Source organism: Parasalinivibrio latis, assembly GCF_036825535.1.
In the GTDB taxonomy this organism is placed as follows: domain Bacteria; phylum Pseudomonadota; class Gammaproteobacteria; order Enterobacterales; family Vibrionaceae; genus Parasalinivibrio; species Parasalinivibrio latis.
Genome location: NZ_CP098812.1, coordinates 1,753,957 through 1,775,255 on the forward strand (window position 1 = coordinate 1,753,957; position 21,299 = coordinate 1,775,255).

Below are 21,299 nucleotides of genomic sequence, written 5' to 3' on the forward strand. Positions count from 1 at the left end.
CTTTACGCCGATACTTCCTGACCGGAAGGGGACATCACTTTTCCGAAGTAAGCCTGTGTCTCAGCGATTACCACGTGGCGAAGTGCTACCAGACCAATGAGGTTTGGCACAGCCATCAGGCCATTTACAATATCAGCCAAAAGCCAGATCATATCCAGATGCAGGAACGTACCAATGGCAATCAGGAACAGGAAGACAACCTTATATGCCATTACAGCCTGGGTACCAAACAGGTATACCACCGCACGCTCACCGTAGTAGTTCCAACCGATGATTGTGGTAAATGCGAAGAACATCAGGCCAACCGATACAAGGACCGGGCCGAGGTTGGCGTCGTTCATACCAATGGCAAAGGCTTCGGTAGTCATCGCTGCGCCACTTGCATCACCTTGCCATACGCCGGTTAAAACCAGTGTCAAGCCAGTCATGGTGCAGATAATGATGGTATCAAAGAAGGTACCGGTCATTGAGATCAGACCCTGGCGTACACAGGAATCAGTCTTTGCTGCTGCCGCTGCAATTGGTGCGCTTCCGAGACCGGATTCGTTGGAGAACACTCCGCGCGCAATACCCGCCTGGATTGCCATCATGATAGTGGCACCTGTGAAGCCACCGGCAGCAGCTGTCTGGGTAAAGGCAGATTCCACCACCAGTTTGACTGCATCAGGCAGTTGGCCAATGTTCAATCCCAGTACATAGAGGCAAGCCGCAACATACAGGATTGCCATTGCCGGTACGATCTTGCTGGCAACGGCTGAAATAGAGCGAATACCACCTAAAGTAACAGCTGCAACCAAGATAGTCAGGATAGTTGCACTTACCGGATGCGAAACACCCAACGAAAGATGGGCAGCGTCGGTAATGGCGTTTACCTGTGGGAAGGTACCTATTCCAAGCAGAGCGACACCGACTGCAAAGATGGCAAAAAGACGCGCCAGCCAACGTTGGCCCAGACCTTTTTCCAGGTAGTACATTGGGCCGCCAACCATCTGGCCTTTGTTGTCTTTTTCACGGTATTTAACGGCAAGCAGACATTCGGCATATTTGGTTGCCATACCAAAAAGTGCAGCCATCCACATCCAGAACAGTGCACCAGGCCCGCCCAGTTTTACAGCGGTGGCAACACCTACAATGTTACCCGTACCAATGGTGGCAGAAAGGGCAGTACATAGAGCGGCAAAGCTGGATACATCACCGCCTGCTGAAGAAGATTCCGGTTTAAACAGGTAGCGCATGGCCCGAGGCAGATAGCGGATCTGCAGAAAACCAAGGCGAAGAGTGAAGTAAACACCGGTACCAACCAGCAGGATCAACAAAGGTGGACCCCAGACAAGGTTATCGACAGTGACAAGAAATGAGTGAAAAACAGATTGAGTTTGGTTCATGATTCCCCCTTTAACGTACAAAGGAGGAGAAAAGACACATAGCGCCAATTAATGGTGGAAAATCAACGTACTTCACATTGGTAAATACCAATGTTGATGCGTGGAAATCAGTATCTTTCCCCTCTGTCCTTTTGCCTGAGAGTTTCACCCGGATAAACAGGCTTGCTCCTTCGGCGTCCGATTTAACGGATCTCTCCAGAGGCTCCTCCAGCAGCAGTCCATACGCATTCGTGCCTGAAAGATTCACTTCTTCGGCGGACGGTACAAGCCGTCACTCTCCTGCTGCCTTCAACGGAACGTGGTGTAGCGAAATGTATGATAGATCACATTAAGACGAATGCAATGAAAAATATTAGTTTGGCGTAAAAATTAAGAACAACTGGTTAATAATTAAATCATCAGACATATGCCGGAGTGATAATTGGCGTCCGGAAATGGAGGATTAACGAAGTGAACCATTAATTGTGTGTTCTGGACTAAAGATCACACCGGCCGAACCGCTATATTAGTATGTGATAATCTGGTGTTTCCCGTGCTTGCTGTCGACCGATTAGGGATTCATGCACAGCTTGCAGCAATTAGCAGCCCGGACAGGCCCGTCCGATAAAACAAAAATAAGAGTAACGTAAGAAAACATGGCAAATTTTTGGGACATACTCGGCCTTCAGCCAAATGCCAGCCAGGAGCAGGCGAAACTGCAGTTTCGTAAACTCACATCAGCTATTCACCCGGATAAAGGGGGCTCAAAGGCGTTGATGCAGCTTGTTGGCGAATCATACCAACAGGTGAAGAATGGCAACGGCTCGGGCGTCATTGAAAGCCTTCGGGGCATAAACGGCAAAAAACTGGAAGAGGTGAGCCGTGCGCTGATTGTGGAACAGCGTAAAAATGCATTGCTGGATGCCAAAGTCGAAACCCTGGAAAACGAAAACCGGCGCATGAGCTCAGAATTGGAGATGCAACGGAAATCCCGCTCCCGTACTGAAAATGTCTCTTCGCAGGCAAGAATGGCTGAACTTCGCCTGAAAAAGGAGAATGATGCACTACGCGCCCAGGTTGAACAGTTGGCAGAAGAGCTTGCCCAAAAACGGTTCCGCGAAGAAACAAAGCCTGGCTCTGTTGTACAACCCTATAAGCAACACCGTAAAAACTGGCCATTTGTACTGGCTACTGCCGCTGGCTGCCTCCTTTTGTCTGCTCTTGGTATTTTTTCGTTCCTGCATTCGGATGGAAGTGAAAGCCAGGATCCGGCTCGAACTGTGACTATTGTCCACAACTATGAAAAAAAGGAAGTGAATAAAAAGGTTTCTGAGGCCCTTAAAGAAATCGAGAGCCAACCGGACAGCTATGCCTTTCCTGAACCCGTAAGTTACCGGGATATCGGTACCTGGCATATCGGTCGCTCAACGCGTTCGCGGTTGCCTTACATTGCCGTGCAAAACGAAGAAGGTTCCTATGTAGTGGCGGATTGTACGGGTTCTTTTTACTTCTTCCTGAACGAAGAAAATAAGCCACTTCATGTCGCACCGAACCTCGAATACATTTCTGAGTTCCAGCAATATCACGTCTACTCGATCCCCTATGGACAGGGGGCGACGGCAGAAACCTGGACGAAAGGCCGCCGCTTGAGGGTTGATAAGGAAACCTTTAATAATCATAACTTTGTCACAGAATGGGATAATCTTCGCCGAGTTTGCCTGTCTGGTTAAATAGATAGTCCAGCTTGAGCTATATTCTTGTTATCGAGAATAAAATCCAAGGAGGATACGCATGTTGCTTTTCAGGAATGCATTGGTGGAACATGCGGAAATGACTCGACAGGATACCCGGAATGGTACGCTGACAAACGTTGAGTTCGTTGTCAGCGACCATGTGGCGGTGACGGGATATAAAACCGGCATAGGCATCCCTGAATACCTGTCTGATCAGAGTGAAGCGAGTGAAGACGCTGTCCTCGTTTCAGCCTTGCTGGAAAACGGAGCAACCTGTGTGGGTAAAACCCAGGTTGATGAGTTTGTTTTCTGCTCGCGCGGCATAAACGATAAAATGAAAGACCTCAAAAACCCCAGTGCCTTGAAACACTGGGTTGGAGGTCCCGGCTCGGGCGTAGCGGTTGCAGTGGCCGGTGGCATCGCAAATGTTGGTGTCGGCAACGACAGCTTCGGTGGGATCAGGACCTCTGCGGCGTTATGCGGGTTATTTGGCTTTCGGCCCACCAAGGACAGCATGGACAAAAGAGGGTTTAAAACCTTTACACAGAGTTTTGATATACCGGGCTTTATGTCTAACAACATCAGCCTTATAGACATTCTTCAAAACAAATTTTCAAAGTTGACACCTTCGATTGCCGCTATCCAGAAGGTAAAAGTTGCCAGCAACCTCTTCAAAGACTTCCTTTCAGAAGACCACTTTTCCAAAGTTAAAATTGTTCTGGAGGGATTGCCATTCAGCGTTGAGAACACCATGTCCCTGAACAAGATGTTAACCGTTCAGGCCTATGATACTTACCACAAGCTTGCCGGCCGGGAGCTGTTGATGGAATTGGGTGAATGGCTGGATGCAAATAACATTGCGTTCCACCCGCAAACGGCATCCCGGATAGATTGGTATAAAAGCCTGACTTTTAAAGACCAGGTTGAAGGGAACAAAAAACGGCAAATTATTACAGCTAACCTACTGAGCGTGTTTGCGGAAGATGAAGTCCTGCTGTTTCCAACTACACCAGGCCCCGCGCCTCACAATGATATCGGTGAAAAAGAGGCGGAAGAGTACAACGACAAACTATCTGCCCTTGTATCTGTTGCGGAGCTGACCGGATGCCCACAGCTGACTATGCCGCTTTTCAAAGTTGACGGCGTGCCTTTGGGAGTGTCTATGCTGGCGCACCCCGGTAAAGACAAGTGCCTGATGCAAGCAGCAATGAGAATCCTCCAAAGTGCAGACTTCCCGGTTGCGCTGGCATCGGCTGATGCTGTAAATGAAGAACCAGAGCCAACGGAAGAAGAGGGGATGACCAATCAAGAGGCCAACCAGGGGTGATGAGCCCCGGTTTCCCGCTTAAATCTGTTCTCCAACTTATTTTTAATTGCCGAGGCGGGTGGTAATATCATTTCCCAATAATTGACAGCCAACATCGCCCGTATCGGAGTCAAAATGGCAAACCTAACACTTCAAGAGCAGATGCTTAAAGCTGGTCTTATCGATAAAAAGAAAATGAAAAAGGCCGGTAAGACATCCAAGAAATCCCGCACCCTGGCGAAAGAAGCCAAAGCGGCAGTTGAAGAAAACCGCGCAGCGCAGATCGCCCAGGACCAAGAGCTAAACCGCCAAAAGAAACTGGAAGCTGAGAAAAAAGCGATTGCTGCTCAGGTTAAGCAGCTAGTCGAAATGAATAAAATCGACATTAAAGATGGCGATATCGGCTACAACTTTACCGACGGCACTTTGGTTAAAAAGCTTTATGTCAACAAAGAGACCCAAGACCAACTGGTAAATGGCCGTCTGGCAATCGCCCGCTACCTTGATGGTTATGCAGTGGTTCCTAGCATTGTTGCAGACAAGATTAGTCAGCGCGACGAAGAAACCATTATTGTGAATAACACTACGTCTGACCAGGAAATGGATGAAGACGATCCATATGCAGACTACAAGATCCCTGATGATTTGATGTGGTAATGGGTCCAGACTTAAACTATGTAAAGAGAGAAAACATTACATTGTCTCTTTCGGTTGATTAAAAGCACATACCATAACGGCGCCCCGAATTGTCAACGTAGGGCGCTGTTTTTATTCCTGTTTTAGTACACTGAATCCCATTTCCCCATAAGGCAGCTTCTTGGCTTTGTCAGGCATTCATGTCCCAATCCCTGTTATCCAGGAGTGCTCATAACTCGCCTTGATGGCTGGTTTTTAAAAGGGCATTGAAGTGTTCTCTGGCCTTTCTGGCCGCAGACGAAGCAGTCAATTTTGATTTCACTGCATCATTCCATGCCTTAGTCGATTGACGGACAAGAGTCTGACAGTTGCAGCTTTCACCTGCGAGATGCCTACAATGGCGTAGCTGGTTTCGAGCATCCCACAAATCCTGACGCCGCTGCTTTTCCTGTTCGGCTGCAACTATTGCATCGTTTTTATAGCGTTCGAAATCAGCAAGTGCTGTGCCCTGAACAGACCATGGATCAAATTCAGGCAATTGTTCAATCGAGATAGCATCATCACAGTAGCCTTCTTGCAATTGCAGGTCGGTGTTTGCCGCTTTTACGCCGGATACCATCAGCATAACTGCAATCACAATGAGAGGGATGCCCCCGATAATAGCGGCTGTTTGCAGCGTTCCCAGATCACCGACGAACAGCAGTACTGCTGGTAACAACGACAGGAAGAATGCCCAGAACAGCCGGTTCCAGCGCATAGGATCTTCGGATACATCATTTTGAGTGACAGCGGCGAGGATAAAGGCAATAGAGTCAAACGTTGTGGCGGTAAACAGCATACACAACAAGACAAAAAGCCCAATCACCAATTCACCAAAGGGGAGTTGGCTGAGAATAGCAAAAATGGTGGCATTGGCGCCTTCTGACTGGAGCATGCCCACAACGTCGAGCGTGCCCGACAGTTGCAGTGACAGACCGTAGTTACCCATAATGATGAAATGCACCGCGCACCCGGCCGAACCATAAATAATTGCGCCGGCGATCATTTGCTTAATGGTTCTTCCTCTCGATATACGTGCAACGAACAACCCCATGCTGGGTGAGAACACCAGCCACCAGGCCCAGTAAAATACAGTCCAGTTTTGTGGGAAACGAGAGTCTTCAAACCCGGCATAGCCGCCTGACGCATCAAGCCAGGTCGCCATATGAAAGAAATTAGCCAGCACATTTCCCAATGCCTCAAAGCCGGTTTCGATGATAAACAGTGTTGGCCCGGCAACCAGGATAAAAACCAGCAGTCCTATCGCCATCCAAAAGTTAATGTTGCTCAGCACTTTGATCCCGTCATCCATCCCTTTGTAAGAGGAGTACGCAAACAACAACGTGCAGGCAGCCAGAATGAAAACTTCATTGAGAGGGGAAACGCCTATTCCAACCAGATAGTTCAACCCAGCGTTTATCATCGGAGCGGCGAGCCCTAACGTAGTCGCTGCACCGCCGAGCAGACCGAAAATGAACAGGATATCGATAGTTTTGCCGATGTTTCCGTTGGCTTTCTCCTCACCAAGGACAGGGAGTAAAGCCATTGAAACTTTGAGCACAGGTTGCTTTCGGACATAGAAGAAGTAGGCGATGGGAATTGCGGGGATCAGGTAGATAGACCAAGCAATTGGCCCCCAATGGAAAATACCGTAAGTCGATGCCCAATTTATTGCTTCAAGACTGCCGGGTTCTGCGCCAAAAGGGGGAGACTGGTAATAGAACACCCACTCAATCATTCCCCAGTAAAGGATACTTGCCCCAATCCCGCCACAAAATAACATTGAGGCCCACGAAACGGCACTGTATTCAGGATTGTCCTCTGCATCTCCGAGTTTAATATTTCCAATAGGGTTAAGGTAAATATACAACATAAAGAACAGTGCACTGATACCAAGGGAAAGGTAGATAAACCCGAGTTTGTTGGTCATTAATTCTTTGGCGGCATCTACCAAATAAGCACCACGCTGCGGCCATATAACCAATGGAATAACAATCACCGCAATCAAAGCTATTGAGCCAAGAAATGTTTTCTTGTCTATCTGTTCAATATTCAAATTCATTGCGCCATCCCTGCTTCAATGTATTTGTGTTAATGAATGATTAAAGCCTAAATCAGCTGAGAGTCTTTTTGTGTGAGGTGGCAGTATCTATCCGCTAAATACATCTTTAATTTTAGTTAGCAATGGGACTCAATGTTGCTTAATGATTTGCTGCGCGAGGTTAAAATGATTTATGTATTCACTCAGTGAATGTGAATAACCTTTATTTTGAGGGTAACTGTGCCATTAGGCTGAATCAGTGCACCGAGGCAAAAGGTGTAAGGTCAAAGCACTAAATCTTCTGTTCTGATGCCTGAAAGGCGGATTTTTTCTAGCAAGTTTATACCCCAAAGTTAGTTGTCGCTCGAATCTCTATTTTAGCTAACTTGCTAGCTTTTAAATGCAAAGAGTAATGGATAGTAAGAGGAAAGACCTGACCCCTTCATCTTTTAATTAACAAAAGGTTTGATTGAAAATAACAAGATCTATCCATTTTCAAATGAATATCTGGGCGTCTATAAGTTTTTTGATGATTAAGCCTTAAATTAATTGTGTTTTTTTTTGAGCACAGAGTACATTTTAGTCTATTGTATCCTTAAATTATTGATACTTATAATGACAAAGGTGCTCGGGCTTAAATGTTGAACTCAGAATGTATACGGATTGATAATAAAAGAACGCTGCACGTTATAGAAATTGAATCGATAGCAGCAGATATGAAAGACCTATTGGACAAGTATTTTGTTTCTATTTGTGAGGGTGATTCGGATAGCGAGATTAGCTTAGTTAAGCAAAGGCTAGCGAAATTTCTTAAAACAAAAAACGAAGAAACACAAATGGGAGCTGTGGCTGAATTTCTTGTGCATCTTTATTTGAATCAGCTTAACTTTAAGCAAGAATTTCTATTTTTCAATTTAGAGGAAAACTCAATAAAGAAAGGATTTGATGGTTTATTTTCAAAAAATTCCGAAACATTTCTAGTAGAAAGCAAGTCTGGTACGGTTTTAACAAAGGGCATTAGCCATAGAACAAAATTAAATACTGCATATACAGACTTGAGAAATTATGTTTCTGGGAAAAGTGAAAAAGGGAAAAATAATCCTTGGAAAAATGCTTATAATCACGCCAGCCATATAGATGTGGGTGCCGAAAAAGGAATAAGAAAAAAAATAAAAAAGCTTAGAGATATGTATGATGCAGGTGTGTTTACGAATATAAATGATTATAAAATAATACCTTGCTCAACAATATTTTTAGATTCAGTTTGGAACAATAGAGAAAATTCTAAGATATTGAATGATCATGAATTTTTAAAGTCCTTTGACTGCATTACGTTAGATGCAATATGCATATCAAAGAAGAGTTTAAAACTATTTAAAAAGTATTTAGGTGAATAAGTTGGCGATATCATTCAATTGGCTTAAAGATGATGAAAAATTTTTGTCTTCAATGAAAAAAATGTCACTAAATATCCCTTTGGATACTGGTGAAATGGAATATTTGCTAAGTTGTGCTGTGATTTTCCTTGAAGTATACCGTAAAGATAAGAGGAAAAATTTATACTTTGAAATTGCTTACTTTATTGTATTGAAAAGTGCGATTAATAATGATGAGTACGAACCATTACTTGATGTTAGCTCAAATTTTGGTTTGTATCCAATATCAAATTATATCACAAAAAACAACCTTTACACCAGCAGTCTTTCTTCTGAGTTTAGTTTGTTATACCAACTTCGTAAATTCGAATACAATAGTATTATCGAAACTTATGATCAAAAAAAATCAAGGGTAGAATTAGTAAATAGTGATGATGAGGAAAACTGTTATATTGCTCCAACATCTTTCGGTAAAAGCTCTCTTATTACAGAGATTATCAGAGAGAAACAATTAAAGAAAGTGGCAATTATTGTCCCAACAAAGTCACTTTTAATACAAACTTATAAATTAGTTAAGAATAATTTTTCTAGCAGAAATATCATATTTCATGATGAAATGTATGATGGTTCAGATGAATTTATCGCAATCTTCACTCAAGAAAGAGCATTAAGGTTGTTAAAGGATGAACGAATTTCATTTGACTTATTGATCATTGATGAAGCACACAACTTATTTAACTATGATTCAAGAAGTCTATTATTAACTAGACTTATCAGAAGGAATAGAAAAAGAAACCCCAAGTCAGTAAATTATTATCTTTCGCCACTAATTTCCGACTCGAATAATTTAAAGGTTGAAAGCAATCAAAAAATCTTTGAAAGAAAGATTATTAGTAATATAAAAGAACCTGATATATATGAGTATAAAGAATCTGGAGAGATTAGGAAATACAACCGATTTTTGGATGTTTTCTTTGAATCTGGGTACAGCAATAGTTTTCTTAGTTATATAATTGAAAATAGTAAGGATAAAAACTTCTTGTACCTTAGAGCTCCGAAGAGAGTTGAAGAATTAGCAATACTTCTCGATTCTAAGCTAGAGTTTATTAGTTCCCCTAGTTTAATGGAGCTTTCAGATGTAATATCAATGAATGTTCATAAAGACTTCTATTGCGTCGATTACATAAAGAAAGGATTAGTTTATCTTCACGGTAAACTTCCTGATTTAATAAAGGAATATTTAGAGTTTAAGTTTTCTGATAATAAAGAAATAAAATATGTAGTAGCTAACTCTGTAATACTTGAGGGAGTAAATCTACCAGTTGATAATATGTATATTATGAATACTAATTCTCTTGATGCAAAATCTCTCACTAACCTTATTGGTAGGGTTAATCGACTGAATGAAGTTTTTGATGATGAGAGAAAGTCTTTAGATAAGTTAATGCCTAGTGTTCATTTTGTTAACTCTGAAGATTTCAACCGTAAAGGTGGAAATATGGAGAATCAAATAAGAAAGCTAAAAAGTGGTGTTTTTAAAGATACTCTAGAGAATCCATTACTAGTGAACTTCGATATAGATAAAATGAAGTTGGAGCTTGAAAAAGCAAGAGATGAAAATAAATTAGAGAGAGTTAAAACTTTAAAAAGAAAACTGGATGAGTATCAAGAAATAAAAGGAAGAGAGGACTTTCTTATAACTAGTGAATTAGATAGTCACAATAAAGTTAAGAGAGTTCTTCTTGAGTCTGACGCTCTTTCAGTTTACTTTAATTCTGAACAGATGATCAATAAACTATCCAATAAGGTTGATACTATAGTTCAGCATCCTATCTGGAAAGATTCTCATATTATTGATAGGGTTTACCTGTTTTTTATTCAGGGTTTGGAAAACTATATTGTAAAAAAGGACTTTTTACGTTTACAGCATGAAAAAGCGAGAGATTTCTATAAAATGTTTACAGGAAATCTCCATCGACTTAGTTTGAAAGAGCACATATCAGATACAATAAGATATTTTCAATCTATCAAATACTTACCACAAGGTAGAGAATTTTATATAGGAGATTCTTATGGCGAAGTTGGAAAAATAAATCCAGATGGAAGCTTTGGGAAAACTGTATATTTAGATCTTGCTACCAAGTCAAACAAGGAACTTGCAAATATCTCTTTGGTGAAAATTAAAATAGAGAGTGACTTTGTCTCATATACATTAAATAACTTTGTTAATGTAATGTATGATTTAGATCTTGTTTCTGAAGAAGAGTATGAACTATATATTTATGGAACAACAAATAAATCTAACTCTGAGTTTGTAAAATTAGGACTTAGTGGCTCTTTGATAAATAGGCTAGATAGAGATAAACAGATGAGTAATTTGTCAATCAATGACCATGGATTAGTTGAGTATAATGATGACTTTGTTGACTATATAAACGCTCAAGATGATTTAATAAAATTTGAGATCTGTAAATTTATTGATATATAATTATCGCTTGATGGCTTAATAGTGTATTTTTATTTATGATAAAGCAGAGATTAAATATTGTTTACATGCTAATCTCTGCTTTATTCAGAAAGTTTACACCCTTAATGATAATAGCAGATACCGGTCTTGTCTTTCTCCTATCGGTGTTTTCCATGCTTGAGTTATTCCATTTTTCTAATTTAGATAAGCCACTAACTGATTTCTGTCCCAAAACCACTCAGCGCAGCCATTGGCGGCTGCGCTTTTAGCCTTAATCAATCGTTCAAATATCGTTCAATCAAATGTCGCTTAAAATACTCGGGATTTAACGATTCACCCGTAGCCTGAATAACAAGCTCTTCGGTAGAGCGCGTTGAACCCTTTGACCAGATATTGTCTTTCAGCCAAGTCCATATAGGTGCCAAATTCTGAGTGTGAATGCACGCATCTACATCAACGGTTTTACGCATCGAAGCCATAAACTGGGCTGCGTACATGGCACCCAGCGTGTAGCTTGGGAAATACCCGAATGAACCGTCGGTCCAGTGGATATCCTGCATACAGCCGTCTGTGAAGTTACCTTCGGTGCTGATACCGAGATATTCCTGCATTTTCCGGTTCCAGATTGCTGGGATGTCGTCGACTTCAATCAGCCCCTCAATCAGGTCTCGCTCAATTTCGTAGCGAAGGATAACGTGGGCAGGGTAGGTCGCTTCGTCGGCATCTACGCGGATAAATCCCTTTTGGACCTTGGTGTAAATCTTCAGCAGGTTTTCCGGGCTGAAAGCAGGGTTGTCTTTTGCTCCGAATGTTTCGGTGATTAGCGGTGTCAGCATAGAAACGAATGCCGGGCTGCGAGAAAGCTGCATTTCAAAAAACAGGCTCTGGCTTTCGTGAATACCCATTGAGCGCGCTTCGCCGACAGGCAGTGACGCGTGTTGTTTAGGTAAGCCCTGCTCATAGCGGGCGTGGCCGGTTTCATGGATGATGCCCATAATGGATGAGGTGAAATCATCATCGGTATAGCGAGTGGTGATACGAACATCACTCGGGACGCCGCCACAGAAAGGGTGGGTACTGACATCAAGGCGGCCGTGATTGAAATCAAAGCCGAGGATTTCCATTATTTTCAGGCCAAGTTGGTTCTGCTTTTCTTCAGAAAATGGTCCTTGCAGTGGGATAGCCTGGTTTTGTTCCTGCTTTTCGATGATCTGTTCAATAACGCCTGGCAGCCAGGATTTAATGTCACTGAAAATGGGATCGAGTTTTTCCTTTGTCATGCCGGGCTCGTACAGATCGAGCATTGCATTATAGGGAGACAGACCGGATGCCGCCCCACGAATCAGGGCCTCTTGGCGGGCGAGTTCTACAACCGGTTTAAGGTTCTCTTTAAATCCCTCCCAGTCATTGTTTTTACGTTGGGTGCGCCAGGCATGTTCACAGCGTGATCCTGCGAGGGATTTTTGTTGAACGAGTTTTTCCGGAAGGACTGTAGCCTGTTGCCATCGTCTTTCCATCTCAGTTAAGGAAGCTTGCTCAAATTCATTGAGTGATTCTTTCCTGGCACCTTCAAACATGGCTTTTAGCGATGGCTCTGTCAGTTGTTTGTGGCAGAGTACAGCCAATTCAGCCATAGCGGCGGAGCGAGCGTCATTACCACCTTCCGGCATCATAGCTGCCTGGTCCCAACCGCAAATGGCCTGCAAGTGGTGGAAGTGGGAAAGCCGGGTGAAATGGGCAACGAGGTTTTCGTAATGAGACATAGTTGTGCCTTGGTTATGCTGTGCGGGCAGTCAATAGAAGATCCCGCAATTTGTCAGTTGTTATCATTTTCGTTACATTTATTATGCTGAATGAGAAAGGATTTACCAGTACTTCCTATTTCCTTTCAAACGTGCATTGAATAAAAAATCCGCGGGTAACGAAAGTATGTATATTTTTGGCTATGGAAGCCTGATTAACGAAGCCTCCAGAAAAATGACCAGTCACACCGGTGATGGTATTCCTGTCAGTGTCGGAGGCCTTGTCCGGCAGTGGGGAAAAGTGTCAGGTTCCAATATATCGCCATTGGTGGTCAGTGAGGGAGACGGCGAGTGCAATGGTGTGTTGCTGGCTATCAATGAAGCGTCTCTTGCCGCGTTTGATATTCGGGAAAGTGGGTACCGCCGTATTGAACTACCGGCAGATGGTATTCGCTTTCTCAATAACAACGTAGAGGTTGAAGGGCCGGTTTACGCGTATGTAGGAAGAGAGCCAGAACCCCCTTGCCATATTCAGCCTATCGTCCAGAGTTATGTAGATACTGTACTGGCAGGGTGCCTGCGATATTCCGCTGATTTTGCCAATGCTTTTGTTGAATCAACCCACGGTTGGCATTACCCATTGATCAACGATCGTGAAAACCCTATTTATCCTCGGATGGCTGGTGTGAACCAGGATGACATTTCCTGGATTGACCGAAGGGTTCACAAGCGATAGCAACAAATTTGTTGTGGGAAAGACTATTTGTTGTGGGGGAGCCTAAACGAAAAAGAGCAGCCGAAGCTGCTCTTTTTTACTCACGCTAAATCTTACTCAGTGTAAGAGAAAGCTGGTGAGAAGATATCTACGCGACGGTTTTGAGCACGACCTTCAGCAGTTTTGTTAGAAGCTACTGGGTTTGCTTCGCCTTCGCCTTTAACAGTGATGCGGTCAGCTGCAACACCGTTTGCTTCCAGGTACTTAGCTACAGCCTCTGCACGCTCTTTAGAGATACGTACGTTAACTTTTTCAGGACCGGTGCTGTCAGTGTGGCCAGTCAGAACAACAGTTGCTTGTGGGTATGTTTTCATACGCTCAACAAGTGGCTTCAGAGCAGTCTTGGCTGAGTCAGTCAGTTCAGAGCTGTTGAATGCGAAAGTCTCTGAACCTTTTGCGTCAGACAGTTCGATAACCTGTGGCTGAGCAACAACTTCTTCGGCTACTACTTCTTCAACAACTGCCGCAACTGGCGCAGCAACTACTGGAGCAGCAGAGCTGCGACCGAAGTGGAAGGTCATACCAACGGTGAACAGGTTGTTGTCTACGTCTTTAACGAAACCGTCATCCATTGAATCAACGTGTTGGAATTCAGCACGCAGGTCAACCAGATCACTTACACGGTGGTTTACACCAGCAGCACCGAACCAAGCGGTGTCGTGAGCTGATGAGTTGCTGCCGTTCATATCCCAGAATGATGCGCCACCTTTAACATACAGGCTGGTTGCATCAGTGATAGGCAGGCTGATACGAGGACCAAAAGTAGCTTCAGTCAGGTCGCCTTTTTGAGTTACTGCACCGTTATCGAAAGTACCTTTGAAGTGACCGAGGTAATCATAAGTTGCTTCAAGACCAAAGATTTTGTTGAAGTCATAACCTGCGATCACACCACCAGCGATGTCTTTCTTGTCACACTGTGCAGCGCCGTTACAAGCATTGTCAGACAGGTGAGATACACCGAAACGACCACCCAGGTACAGGCTTGAATCGTCTTGTGCGTGGGCAAGAGGGGACAGTGCAAGAACTGCAAGGCCAAGGCCAGTTACTACTTTTTTCATTGTTCATCTCCGTTGCTTGTTGTTATTTAAGAGTGCCACTGATGCTGACTCTGCTAGAGAATTCATTCGGTCAATGAGTTCGCTATGAAATGACACACTATTGGCAACTCTTTGTAATAGCACGGCAAACTTATATCTTTCCTGTATTTAAATACAATGTTTTATTCGACAAACATCACAAATTCTCATAAATGAGACACATTGAAATTCAGACACAAAAAACGGGACTTGAAACAAGTCCCGCTACGTAAATTAACTGTCAGATTTCTGTCAGGAAAATGGTCAGGATTGAGACAGTCGCTTAACCTCCGGAGCGCCTTGTCCACCTACCGGCCGGCTGACTGAAACCTGCCTGCCTTTCTTCATTCCTTTTTCGTAATCATCGGTTATGCCGGCCATGGCATCTTTCAGTTGCTGCTTAAAGGTTTCCCGGTCAACTTTTTCAAACTGACGATCGATATAGTTTTTGATACGTTCTTTGCTGTTATCGTCTGCATTCAGTTTGGGCAGTTTTTCGAGGGCACCTTCCAGCCAGCCTTGTGTGAACGAATTCACCCTGCGGTTCAGTTCGGCCTGGCTGGTGCCGGAACCGGCAAAGCTGTTTCTGAACTGGCCAATGTGCTCGTTCATTTCCCGGTACACAATATCAAAGGCAAATGCAGCGAAAATAGCTCTGTCTGCATCGCCAATAAATTCGGCTTTTTTCAGTCCTTTATGGTTGGTGAGAATACATTCCACGCCAAATCGGGCGTTTATGCCGCGGATAATACGCAGGATGCTCTGGCTGATCGTTGCTGGCAGAAGGGTCTTGGATGTGGTTTGACCCATCTTGATAAAGTCGATGTCATCCTGATCAAGGCCGAATTTTTTCATCAACCGTTGAGCCATTTTTATGGCCTGGGCTGCTTCATTAACATTGGCTGAATTGCCGAGCTCCAGACACTTGGCAATCTTTTTCAGGGCTTTACGCTTGCTTTCTGACATCCACTCTCCGTACTGACGAGTAAAAGATCATATTTTACCGATTTATGGGGATTTGCCCAAATCAGATTCACCTAAAATTTTGCGAATGCAGGCTACCGGTAAAATTAATGCCGGGATGATATTGCTGCCGTACAATAGAGCCATGAACGAAAAGAATGACTTAAAACCCCAGGTAAAAGACGGATTCTTGCTGACCCGTGAAAGTAGGGATACGTCAAATGGGATGGAAATCCGGCTTTGGGTGAAATCCGGTGATTGTGCAGAGCAACTGGTTATCAGTGGAGAAAAGCCGGTGTTCTTTGTTGCCTCTGAGAAAACAGCAGAGGCAATGACGCTGCTTCACGCCCATAATCTCTTCCCAGAAAGCAAACCGTTGCCGTTAACCAGTTTTGAGCATGCTCCTGTTACGGCATTTTACTTTCCAACCTCACGGTTGGCCTCGTTGGCATCTGACCTGCTGATTGAAAACGATTTTGAACCGCTGGAGTCAGATATTCGTCCTGCAGACCGTTACCTGATGGAGCGGTACATACAGGGCGGGTTGTCTTACACCGGGACGCCGGTGACGCAAAAAGGAATCCCTGTCTGGCGTCAGGCCAGAATTAAGCAGGCCGACTATAAACCGGATCTGGTTACCGTTTCCCTTGATATCGAATGCTCTGAGCGCGGGGAGCTATATTCCGTCGGGCTGGACTGTGTGGCTGACAGCCGCGTCATCATGATTGGCCCTGAGCAGGATGGGGAAGAGTTCACGCACATTGAGTGGGTGGTGGATGAAAAGGCCCTGCTGATCTCCCTTGAGAACTGGTTTGCCACCTTTGAACCCGATGTGGTTATCGGCTGGAATGTGATCGATTTTGACTTTCGCCTTCTTGCCAAAGCCGCTGAGCGCCAGAACAGTAAACTGAAAATTGGCCGGGGCGGGGAATACCTCTATGTCCGGGAGCGGAAGCAGGGAGGCAGCTTTGTCACGCTACCAGGAAGGGTTCTGATTGACGGAATCGATGCGCTCAAGACAGCAACTTATGGATTCCGTTCCTGGTCTCTGGAATCCGTCGCACAGGAACTGTTGGGTGAGGGCAAGGCGATTAGCAACCCTTATGACCGGTTGGATGAAATCAAGCGGATGTTCCGGGAAGACAAGCGGGCGCTGGCAAAATACAACTTGCAGGACTGTGTGCTGGTTAACCGCATCTTTGATCATACCCACCTGCTGGAATTCCTGATAGAACGCTCTCGTTTGACCGGTGTCGAGTTGGATCGAGTCGGTGGTTCTGTTGCTGCCTTTACCAACCTCTACTTGCCCCGGTTGCATCGCGGTGGTTATGTAGCCCCCAACCTGCATGCAGAGAATTGGATTGCCAGCCCCGGCGGATATGTGATGGATTCCTTGCCTGGGCTTTATGACTCTGTTCTGGTACTGGATTTTAAGAGCCTGTACCCCTCGATAATCAAGACGTTTCGAATTGACCCAATGGGGTTGATTGAAGGCCTCAAAGCAGAAGAGGATGGCCGGGATAGGGAAACGATTCCCGGTTTTCGCGGTGGTGTTTTCCACCGGGAGAAACATTATCTTCCTGCAATGATTGAAGGCCTTTGGAGTGCGCGGGATCGCGCCAAGCAGCAAGGTGAGAAGGCTTTTTCGACGGCAATCAAAATTATCATGAACTCATTTTATGGTGTATTGGGTTCATCCGGTTGCCGGTTCTTTGATCACCGTTTGGCGTCTTCTATCACTATGCGCGGCCACGAAATTATGAAGCAAACGCGGGAGTTCATAGAAAACCGGGGTTATCAGGTGATCTATGGCGATACAGACTCAACGTTTGTTGCGCTTGGCAGCCTTCACAGTCAGAAAGATGCAGATAATATTGGGAACGAACTGGCAACAGACATCAATGTTTGGTGGACCCAGCGCCTGAGAGATGAATACGACATTGGATCTGCGCTGGAAATTGAGTACGAGACCCACTACCGGAAGTTCCTGATGCCAAAAATACGGGGGCAGGACACTGGGAGCAAGAAACGCTACGCCGGGTTAGTGGGTGAAGGCGAAAATGAAAAGATGGTGTTTAAAGGGCTGGAAAGCGCCCGTACCGACTGGACGCCGCTATCCCAGGCTTTTCAGCAAGAGCTCTACCATAGGGTTTTTCATGGACAGGATATTGACGAGTTAGTAAGGGAATACGCAGAGAACACACTGAACGGAAATAACGATGACAGGTTGTTTTACCGCAAGCGGCTTCGCCGGAAACTGGCCGAATACCAGGTAAACGTGCCCCCGCATGTGAGAGCTGCGCGCATGGCCGATGAAGTTAACAAAAGGCTCGGGCGACAACAGCAGTACCAGTTTGGGGGATGGATTGAGTATGCGATGACAGTTAACGGCCCCGAACCGAAAGAGGCGTTGCAAAGCCCGCTGGATTATCAGCATTACGTCGATAAACAGCTCCGTCCCATTGCGGACGGCATCCTTCCTTTCATCGGGAAGGATTTTGACAACCTGGCCTCGCCGCAGCTTGGACTGTTTTGAGTTCAACAGAGATTTAAACTATACAACGAAAAAGTGCAGCCAGGAGGCTGCACTTTTCTGTATCTGACGGGGATTATTTAAAATATCCCAGGTCGAGTACATGGCGCTTGCTGGCAAGGACCGGGTCGGAGTGGACGACACCGCGATTGGGTGAACAGACCTTTACCACATCGCCGCAGTCATAAATGGCCATGACCACTTCTTTTGATTGAGGACAAAAAGCCTTTGGCATTGGGTCACCCACTTTAAGGGACAACTCTTTGCCTTCGTGGATCCAACGGACGGAAGAAACGCGTTTATCAGAAATATTTGCGCCGATATGAGAGGCAATAGATTGATAGATTGACTCGGCGTGCTGACCGGATTCAGCAGTTGGGACGAAAAATGCCATAACTCACTCCATTGTTTTATAAATATCCATAAATGCCATCAATGGCAGTCAAATTGTTCTGTTTATGGCGAATAAACATGATAAACCCTAACAAAAAATACTGTGTTACGGCAAGTTTAAAATATGATTATGGTATCAATGAGTTTTGATGTAATTCCAAAAATTGCATTATGGACTTGGTGAAGCTTGAATAGTATTAAGAAGCGAGAAGCGAGAAGCGAGAAACGAGAATAAGGGATTATTTGGAACAGCTTGAATTCTTCAACGTCCCCAGCCCCTGCATAGGTGTTTGCCAGGTCAACAACAAAGGTTACTGTAAAGGTTGCCTTCGCAGCAGGGATGAAAGGTTTTACTGGAATCAGTTTACTGATACCCAGAAGCGGGATGTGCTTAGGTTATGTAAGCAGCGCAAGGTTAGGATTCTCCGCGCACTGAGGGCGAGGGAGCTGGCTTTGCACGAACAGAATGATAACCCGCAGGGCGATCTGTTTGGTTGATCTACCCACTTTCGTCTTCGCCAGAATGCAAAAAAGCACCCCGAGGGGTGCTTTTTCGTAAGCCTAAGCTCACATGGGTTCGGCAATTAGATGCGAACGAAGTCCATGTGGTTAACTTTTGGCTTGAATGGGTGACGTTGAACGTCTTGTGGCTTAACCTTAACTTCTTTGCCATCGATAACCAGAACGATAGCTTCGTAGAACTCTGGGTTGCCCATTGCGTTCATAACTTTGTCATGATCCAGTGAGATAGATACAGGTGCTTCAGAACCACCGTATACGATTGCTGGGAACTGGTTTGCATGACGCAGGCGGCGGCTCGCACCTTTACCCTGCTCAGTACGTACAACTGCTTCGAATTTCATCGTGAGTACTCTCTGATAGAGATTGAAAACACATCGAGCATAGCGACCTTGCCCGATGACCAAAAACGAGCGCGGATACTAGCATCCGCTATGCAAGAATACAAGATGTAACTGCGCGAGAATACAAGATGTAACCCAGGGTAACCCATTAATTGCCGGACTTTTCGGCAAATTGGGTAGCTAGCCAGCCTTTGAGTATGCCCTGCTCATCAAAAACCTTGTCCCGAATGGACCAAAAACGGCCTGATTTCCGCGCAATAATAAAGTCCGGGGCCCGGAAACGGTGCTGCTGTTTTTCCACTTTTGTCGGTGCGGTGTCTTCAAACGACCTGTGCCGGTCAATAAGGTGCGGGCGGACAAACTTATCCAGAAAGGCAGTTTTCTGGCGTTTGGTAGACATCGGCCAGTATTCCCGCAGTTGCTGGTCATCGTCTCCGTAATAAGTCACACACAATTGTGGCGTACCTTTCTGGGATTTACCGGCTTCTACATCCATTTCATTGCATGCCATTATCAAGGCGTCTTTCAGCTTTAACGCTTCCCGCAGTTTTTTATCCGGATCGACGAGTTGTGCATCGCATTGGTGACACACCCGGGCAGCAATGTCGTTGTCCGCACCACAATCATCGCAAAACTTCGCCCTGAAACGGTAGCCGCAAATCTCACGTTCGCCGTCATCATCCTCAAAATAGCCCTGGCAGCGACGTCCATAGTGTTCGGTGACAATGCCCCGGTCATCTGTTTTTCCCCAGAAATTGTTGTTGAACCCGCAGGCCGGGCAGGGGATGGTGACTATCTCCGAATCGCTGTCCGGCTTGGTATCCCCGACTTCCGGTTGGTAAAGATCGTAATTGTTTCCGGCATAATCCAGTATCAGGCAGTCAGTTTTACCGGGGGACAGTCGCAGCCCCCGCCCCACAATTTGCTGGTAAAGGCTTACAGATTCGGTTGGTCTGAGTATGGCGATGAGATCGACGTGAGGTGCATCAAAGCCTGTTGTCAGAACGGATACATTAACAAGGTATTTAATTTCCCGGTCTTTGAAGGCACGAATGATTCTATCCCGCTCTTTGCCTTCTGTATCCCCGATGACCAATGCCGATTGCTCTGGCGGCAACAACTGCAACACTTCCTGGGCGTGGCGGACGGTGGCAGCAAAAATCATTACACCGTGCCGGTCAGCGGCTTTTTCTTTTATCTGTGCCAGTATTTCAGGCGTTGCCCTTGGCGCACGTTTGATTACCTCATCCATTTCTTTTTCTGAGTAAAAGCCGGAGGCCCTGGGGCGAAGTTCAGAAAAATCATAGCTCAGTACGGGAGCATCAAGCAGGGTGGCTTCAGTCAGGAACCCTTCATCAAGCAGGTGCCGGATGGGCAGTTCGAAAATGCAGTCACGGAAGAACCGGCTGTCTGTGGTGCGAACCTGCCCGCGGGTATGGAAACTGTAGATCCAACCCAGCCCTAATCGGTATGGCGTGGCTGTGAGGCCAAGAATCTTGAGCCCTGGGTTAACAGACTGCAGGTGTGAGATAACCCGGCGGTAACTGCTGTTTTCATCATCGGGGACCCGGTGGCACTCGTCGATGACCAGCAGGCTGAAAGCGTGGCTGAATGCGTCAAGGTTGCGGACAACCGACTGCACTGAGGCAAAGATCACCTGCTGATTGGTTTCTTTCCTGCCAAGCCCGGCGGAAAAAATTGCCCCTTCAAGCCCATAACCTTCGTATTTTGCGTGGTTTTGCTCTACCAGTTCTTTCACATGGGCCAGTACCAGCACGTTTCCCCTTGCCAGACGGGCAAGTTCTGCAATGACCAGGCTTTTACCGGCTCCGGTTGGGAGAACGGCAACGGCAGGATCAGAGCTTTTACGAAAGTAATGCACAACGGCACGGACTGCTTCGGACTGGTAGGGGCGGAGGGTATACATCAGTGGCTAAACTTCAGGGTACTGTGGAAACATACAGTGTAACGGGTGGGGACGGTTTTTAAAAG

At 45.3% G+C, this 21,299-nt stretch carries 16 protein-coding genes and 2 riboswitches; of the genes, 8 read left to right on the plus strand and 8 right to left on the minus strand.

Features of this window, described 5'->3' with window-relative positions; translation table 11 throughout:
- Window positions 1-2: 2 nt before the first annotated feature.
- Entirely contained in the window at window positions 3-1,385 is a 1,383-nt protein-coding gene (locus tag NF212_RS08380) for an alanine/glycine:cation symporter family protein (protein ID WP_434360586.1), read from the minus strand.
- A gap of 120 nt (window positions 1,386-1,505) precedes the next feature.
- Window positions 1,506-1,587, minus strand: a riboswitch (glycine riboswitch).
- Window positions 1,588-1,589: 2 nt separating this feature from the next.
- A riboswitch (glycine riboswitch) is annotated at window positions 1,590-1,677 on the minus strand.
- A gap of 343 nt (window positions 1,678-2,020) precedes the next feature.
- Here NF212_RS08380 and NF212_RS08385 point away from each other — a divergent pair.
- From NF212_RS08385 to NF212_RS08395, 3 genes are all read left to right on the plus strand, one after another.
- The gene (locus tag NF212_RS08385) at window positions 2,021-3,094 is read left to right on the plus strand and encodes a hypothetical protein (protein WP_434360588.1); all 1,074 of its coding nucleotides are present in this window, start codon (window positions 2,021-2,023) and stop codon (window positions 3,092-3,094) included.
- 61 nt (window positions 3,095-3,155) lie between these two features.
- On the plus strand, window positions 3,156-4,424 hold the full coding sequence (locus tag NF212_RS08390) for an amidase family protein (RefSeq protein ID WP_434360590.1): 1,269 nt from the start codon (window positions 3,156-3,158) through the stop codon (window positions 4,422-4,424).
- A gap of 114 nt (window positions 4,425-4,538) precedes the next feature.
- A complete protein-coding gene (locus NF212_RS08395; protein ID WP_434360592.1) occupies window positions 4,539-5,060 on the plus strand; it encodes a DUF2058 domain-containing protein in 522 nt (173 codons plus the stop codon).
- Between the two features lie 208 nt (window positions 5,061-5,268).
- On the opposite strand, the gene NF212_RS08400 is transcribed toward NF212_RS08395, so the two are convergent.
- Window positions 5,269-7,140, minus strand: coding sequence for a BCCT family transporter (locus tag NF212_RS08400; RefSeq protein WP_434360594.1), 1,872 nt, complete (start codon window positions 7,138-7,140; stop codon window positions 5,269-5,271).
- A 695-nt stretch (window positions 7,141-7,835) separates the two neighbouring features.
- Between NF212_RS08400 and NF212_RS08405 the strand changes: the two genes are divergently transcribed.
- Both NF212_RS08405 and NF212_RS08410 read left to right on the plus strand, forming a co-directional pair.
- A complete protein-coding gene (locus tag NF212_RS08405) occupies window positions 7,836-8,516 on the plus strand; it encodes a hypothetical protein (protein ID WP_434360596.1) in 681 nt (226 codons plus the stop codon).
- Complete coding sequence (locus NF212_RS08410; protein WP_434360598.1) at window positions 8,509-10,983, plus strand: DEAD/DEAH box helicase; 2,475 nt, start codon at window positions 8,509-8,511, stop codon at window positions 10,981-10,983. The genes NF212_RS08405 and NF212_RS08410 overlap by 8 nt, the downstream gene beginning before the upstream one ends.
- A 254-nt stretch (window positions 10,984-11,237) precedes the next feature.
- On the opposite strand, the gene NF212_RS08415 is transcribed toward NF212_RS08410, so the two are convergent.
- Window positions 11,238-12,725 carry a carboxypeptidase M32 gene (locus NF212_RS08415; RefSeq protein ID WP_434360600.1) on the minus strand — a complete coding sequence of 496 codons (1,488 nt, stop codon included), beginning with the start codon at window positions 12,723-12,725 and terminating at the stop codon, window positions 11,238-11,240.
- A 166-nt stretch (window positions 12,726-12,891) separates the two neighbouring features.
- Here NF212_RS08415 and NF212_RS08420 point away from each other — a divergent pair, with 166 nt between their 5' ends.
- Window positions 12,892-13,440, plus strand: coding sequence for a gamma-glutamylcyclotransferase family protein (locus tag NF212_RS08420; RefSeq protein ID WP_434360602.1), 549 nt, complete (start codon window positions 12,892-12,894; stop codon window positions 13,438-13,440).
- 92 nt (window positions 13,441-13,532) lie between these two features.
- Here NF212_RS08420 and NF212_RS08425 read toward each other — a convergent pair whose 3' ends face one another.
- Window positions 13,533-14,537: an OmpA family protein gene (locus NF212_RS08425; protein ID WP_434360604.1), complete on the minus strand. Its 1,005-nt coding sequence runs from the start codon at window positions 14,535-14,537 to the stop codon at window positions 13,533-13,535.
- A gap of 282 nt (window positions 14,538-14,819) precedes the next feature.
- A complete protein-coding gene (locus NF212_RS08430) occupies window positions 14,820-15,521 on the minus strand; it encodes a DUF2786 domain-containing protein (protein WP_434360606.1) in 702 nt (233 codons plus the stop codon).
- Window positions 15,522-15,663: 142 nt separating this feature from the next.
- Between NF212_RS08430 and NF212_RS08435 the strand changes: the two genes are divergently transcribed.
- Window positions 15,664-18,054 carry a DNA polymerase II gene (locus tag NF212_RS08435; RefSeq protein ID WP_434360608.1) on the plus strand — a complete coding sequence of 797 codons (2,391 nt, stop codon included), beginning with the start codon at window positions 15,664-15,666 and terminating at the stop codon, window positions 18,052-18,054.
- A gap of 73 nt (window positions 18,055-18,127) precedes the next feature.
- Here the strand turns inward: NF212_RS08435 and NF212_RS08440 are convergent, their stop codons facing one another.
- Window positions 18,128-18,445, minus strand: a complete 318-nt coding sequence (locus NF212_RS08440; RefSeq protein WP_434360610.1) for a hypothetical protein — start codon at window positions 18,443-18,445, stop codon at window positions 18,128-18,130.
- Window positions 18,446-18,687: 242 nt separating this feature from the next.
- On the opposite strand from NF212_RS08440, the gene NF212_RS08445 reads away from it, so the two are divergent.
- Window positions 18,688-18,942 (plus strand): DUF1289 domain-containing protein, encoded by a 255-nt coding sequence (locus tag NF212_RS08445; RefSeq protein WP_434360612.1) that lies wholly within the window; start codon window positions 18,688-18,690, stop codon window positions 18,940-18,942.
- Between the two features lie 86 nt (window positions 18,943-19,028).
- Here the strand turns inward: NF212_RS08445 and rplY are convergent, their stop codons facing one another.
- Window positions 19,029-19,307 carry a 50S ribosomal protein L25 gene (rplY, locus tag NF212_RS08450; protein WP_434360614.1) on the minus strand — a complete coding sequence of 93 codons (279 nt, stop codon included), beginning with the start codon at window positions 19,305-19,307 and terminating at the stop codon, window positions 19,029-19,031.
- A 148-nt stretch (window positions 19,308-19,455) separates the two neighbouring features.
- Entirely contained in the window at window positions 19,456-21,234 is a 1,779-nt protein-coding gene (locus NF212_RS08455; protein WP_434360616.1) for a DEAD/DEAH box helicase, read from the minus strand.
- Window positions 21,235-21,299 lie beyond the last annotated feature (65 nt).

Coding starts and splice junctions, on each gene's coding strand:
- NF212_RS08380 (WP_434360586.1), bottom strand. CDS start 1,385: ATGAACCAAACTCAATCTGTTTTTCACTCATTTCTTGTCACTGTCGAT.
- NF212_RS08385 (WP_434360588.1), top strand. CDS start 2,021: ATGGCAAATTTTTGGGACATACTCGGCCTTCAGCCAAATGCCAGCCAG.
- NF212_RS08390 (WP_434360590.1), top strand. CDS start 3,156: ATGTTGCTTTTCAGGAATGCATTGGTGGAACATGCGGAAATGACTCGA.
- NF212_RS08395 (WP_434360592.1), top strand. CDS start 4,539: ATGGCAAACCTAACACTTCAAGAGCAGATGCTTAAAGCTGGTCTTATC.
- NF212_RS08400 (WP_434360594.1), bottom strand. CDS start 7,140: ATGAATTTGAATATTGAACAGATAGACAAGAAAACATTTCTTGGCTCA.
- NF212_RS08405 (WP_434360596.1), top strand. CDS start 7,836: ATGAAAGACCTATTGGACAAGTATTTTGTTTCTATTTGTGAGGGTGAT.
- NF212_RS08415 (WP_434360600.1), bottom strand. CDS start 12,725: ATGTCTCATTACGAAAACCTCGTTGCCCATTTCACCCGGCTTTCCCAC.
- NF212_RS08420 (WP_434360602.1), top strand. CDS start 12,892: ATGTATATTTTTGGCTATGGAAGCCTGATTAACGAAGCCTCCAGAAAA.
- NF212_RS08425 (WP_434360604.1), bottom strand. CDS start 14,537: ATGAAAAAAGTAGTAACTGGCCTTGGCCTTGCAGTTCTTGCACTGTCC.
- NF212_RS08430 (WP_434360606.1), bottom strand. CDS start 15,521: ATGTCAGAAAGCAAGCGTAAAGCCCTGAAAAAGATTGCCAAGTGTCTG.
- NF212_RS08435 (WP_434360608.1), top strand. CDS start 15,664: ATGAACGAAAAGAATGACTTAAAACCCCAGGTAAAAGACGGATTCTTG.
- NF212_RS08440 (WP_434360610.1), bottom strand. CDS start 18,445: ATGGCATTTTTCGTCCCAACTGCTGAATCCGGTCAGCACGCCGAGTCA.
- rplY (WP_434360614.1), bottom strand. CDS start 19,307: ATGAAATTCGAAGCAGTTGTACGTACTGAGCAGGGTAAAGGTGCGAGC.
- NF212_RS08455 (WP_434360616.1), bottom strand. CDS start 21,234: ATGTATACCCTCCGCCCCTACCAGTCCGAAGCAGTCCGTGCCGTTGTG.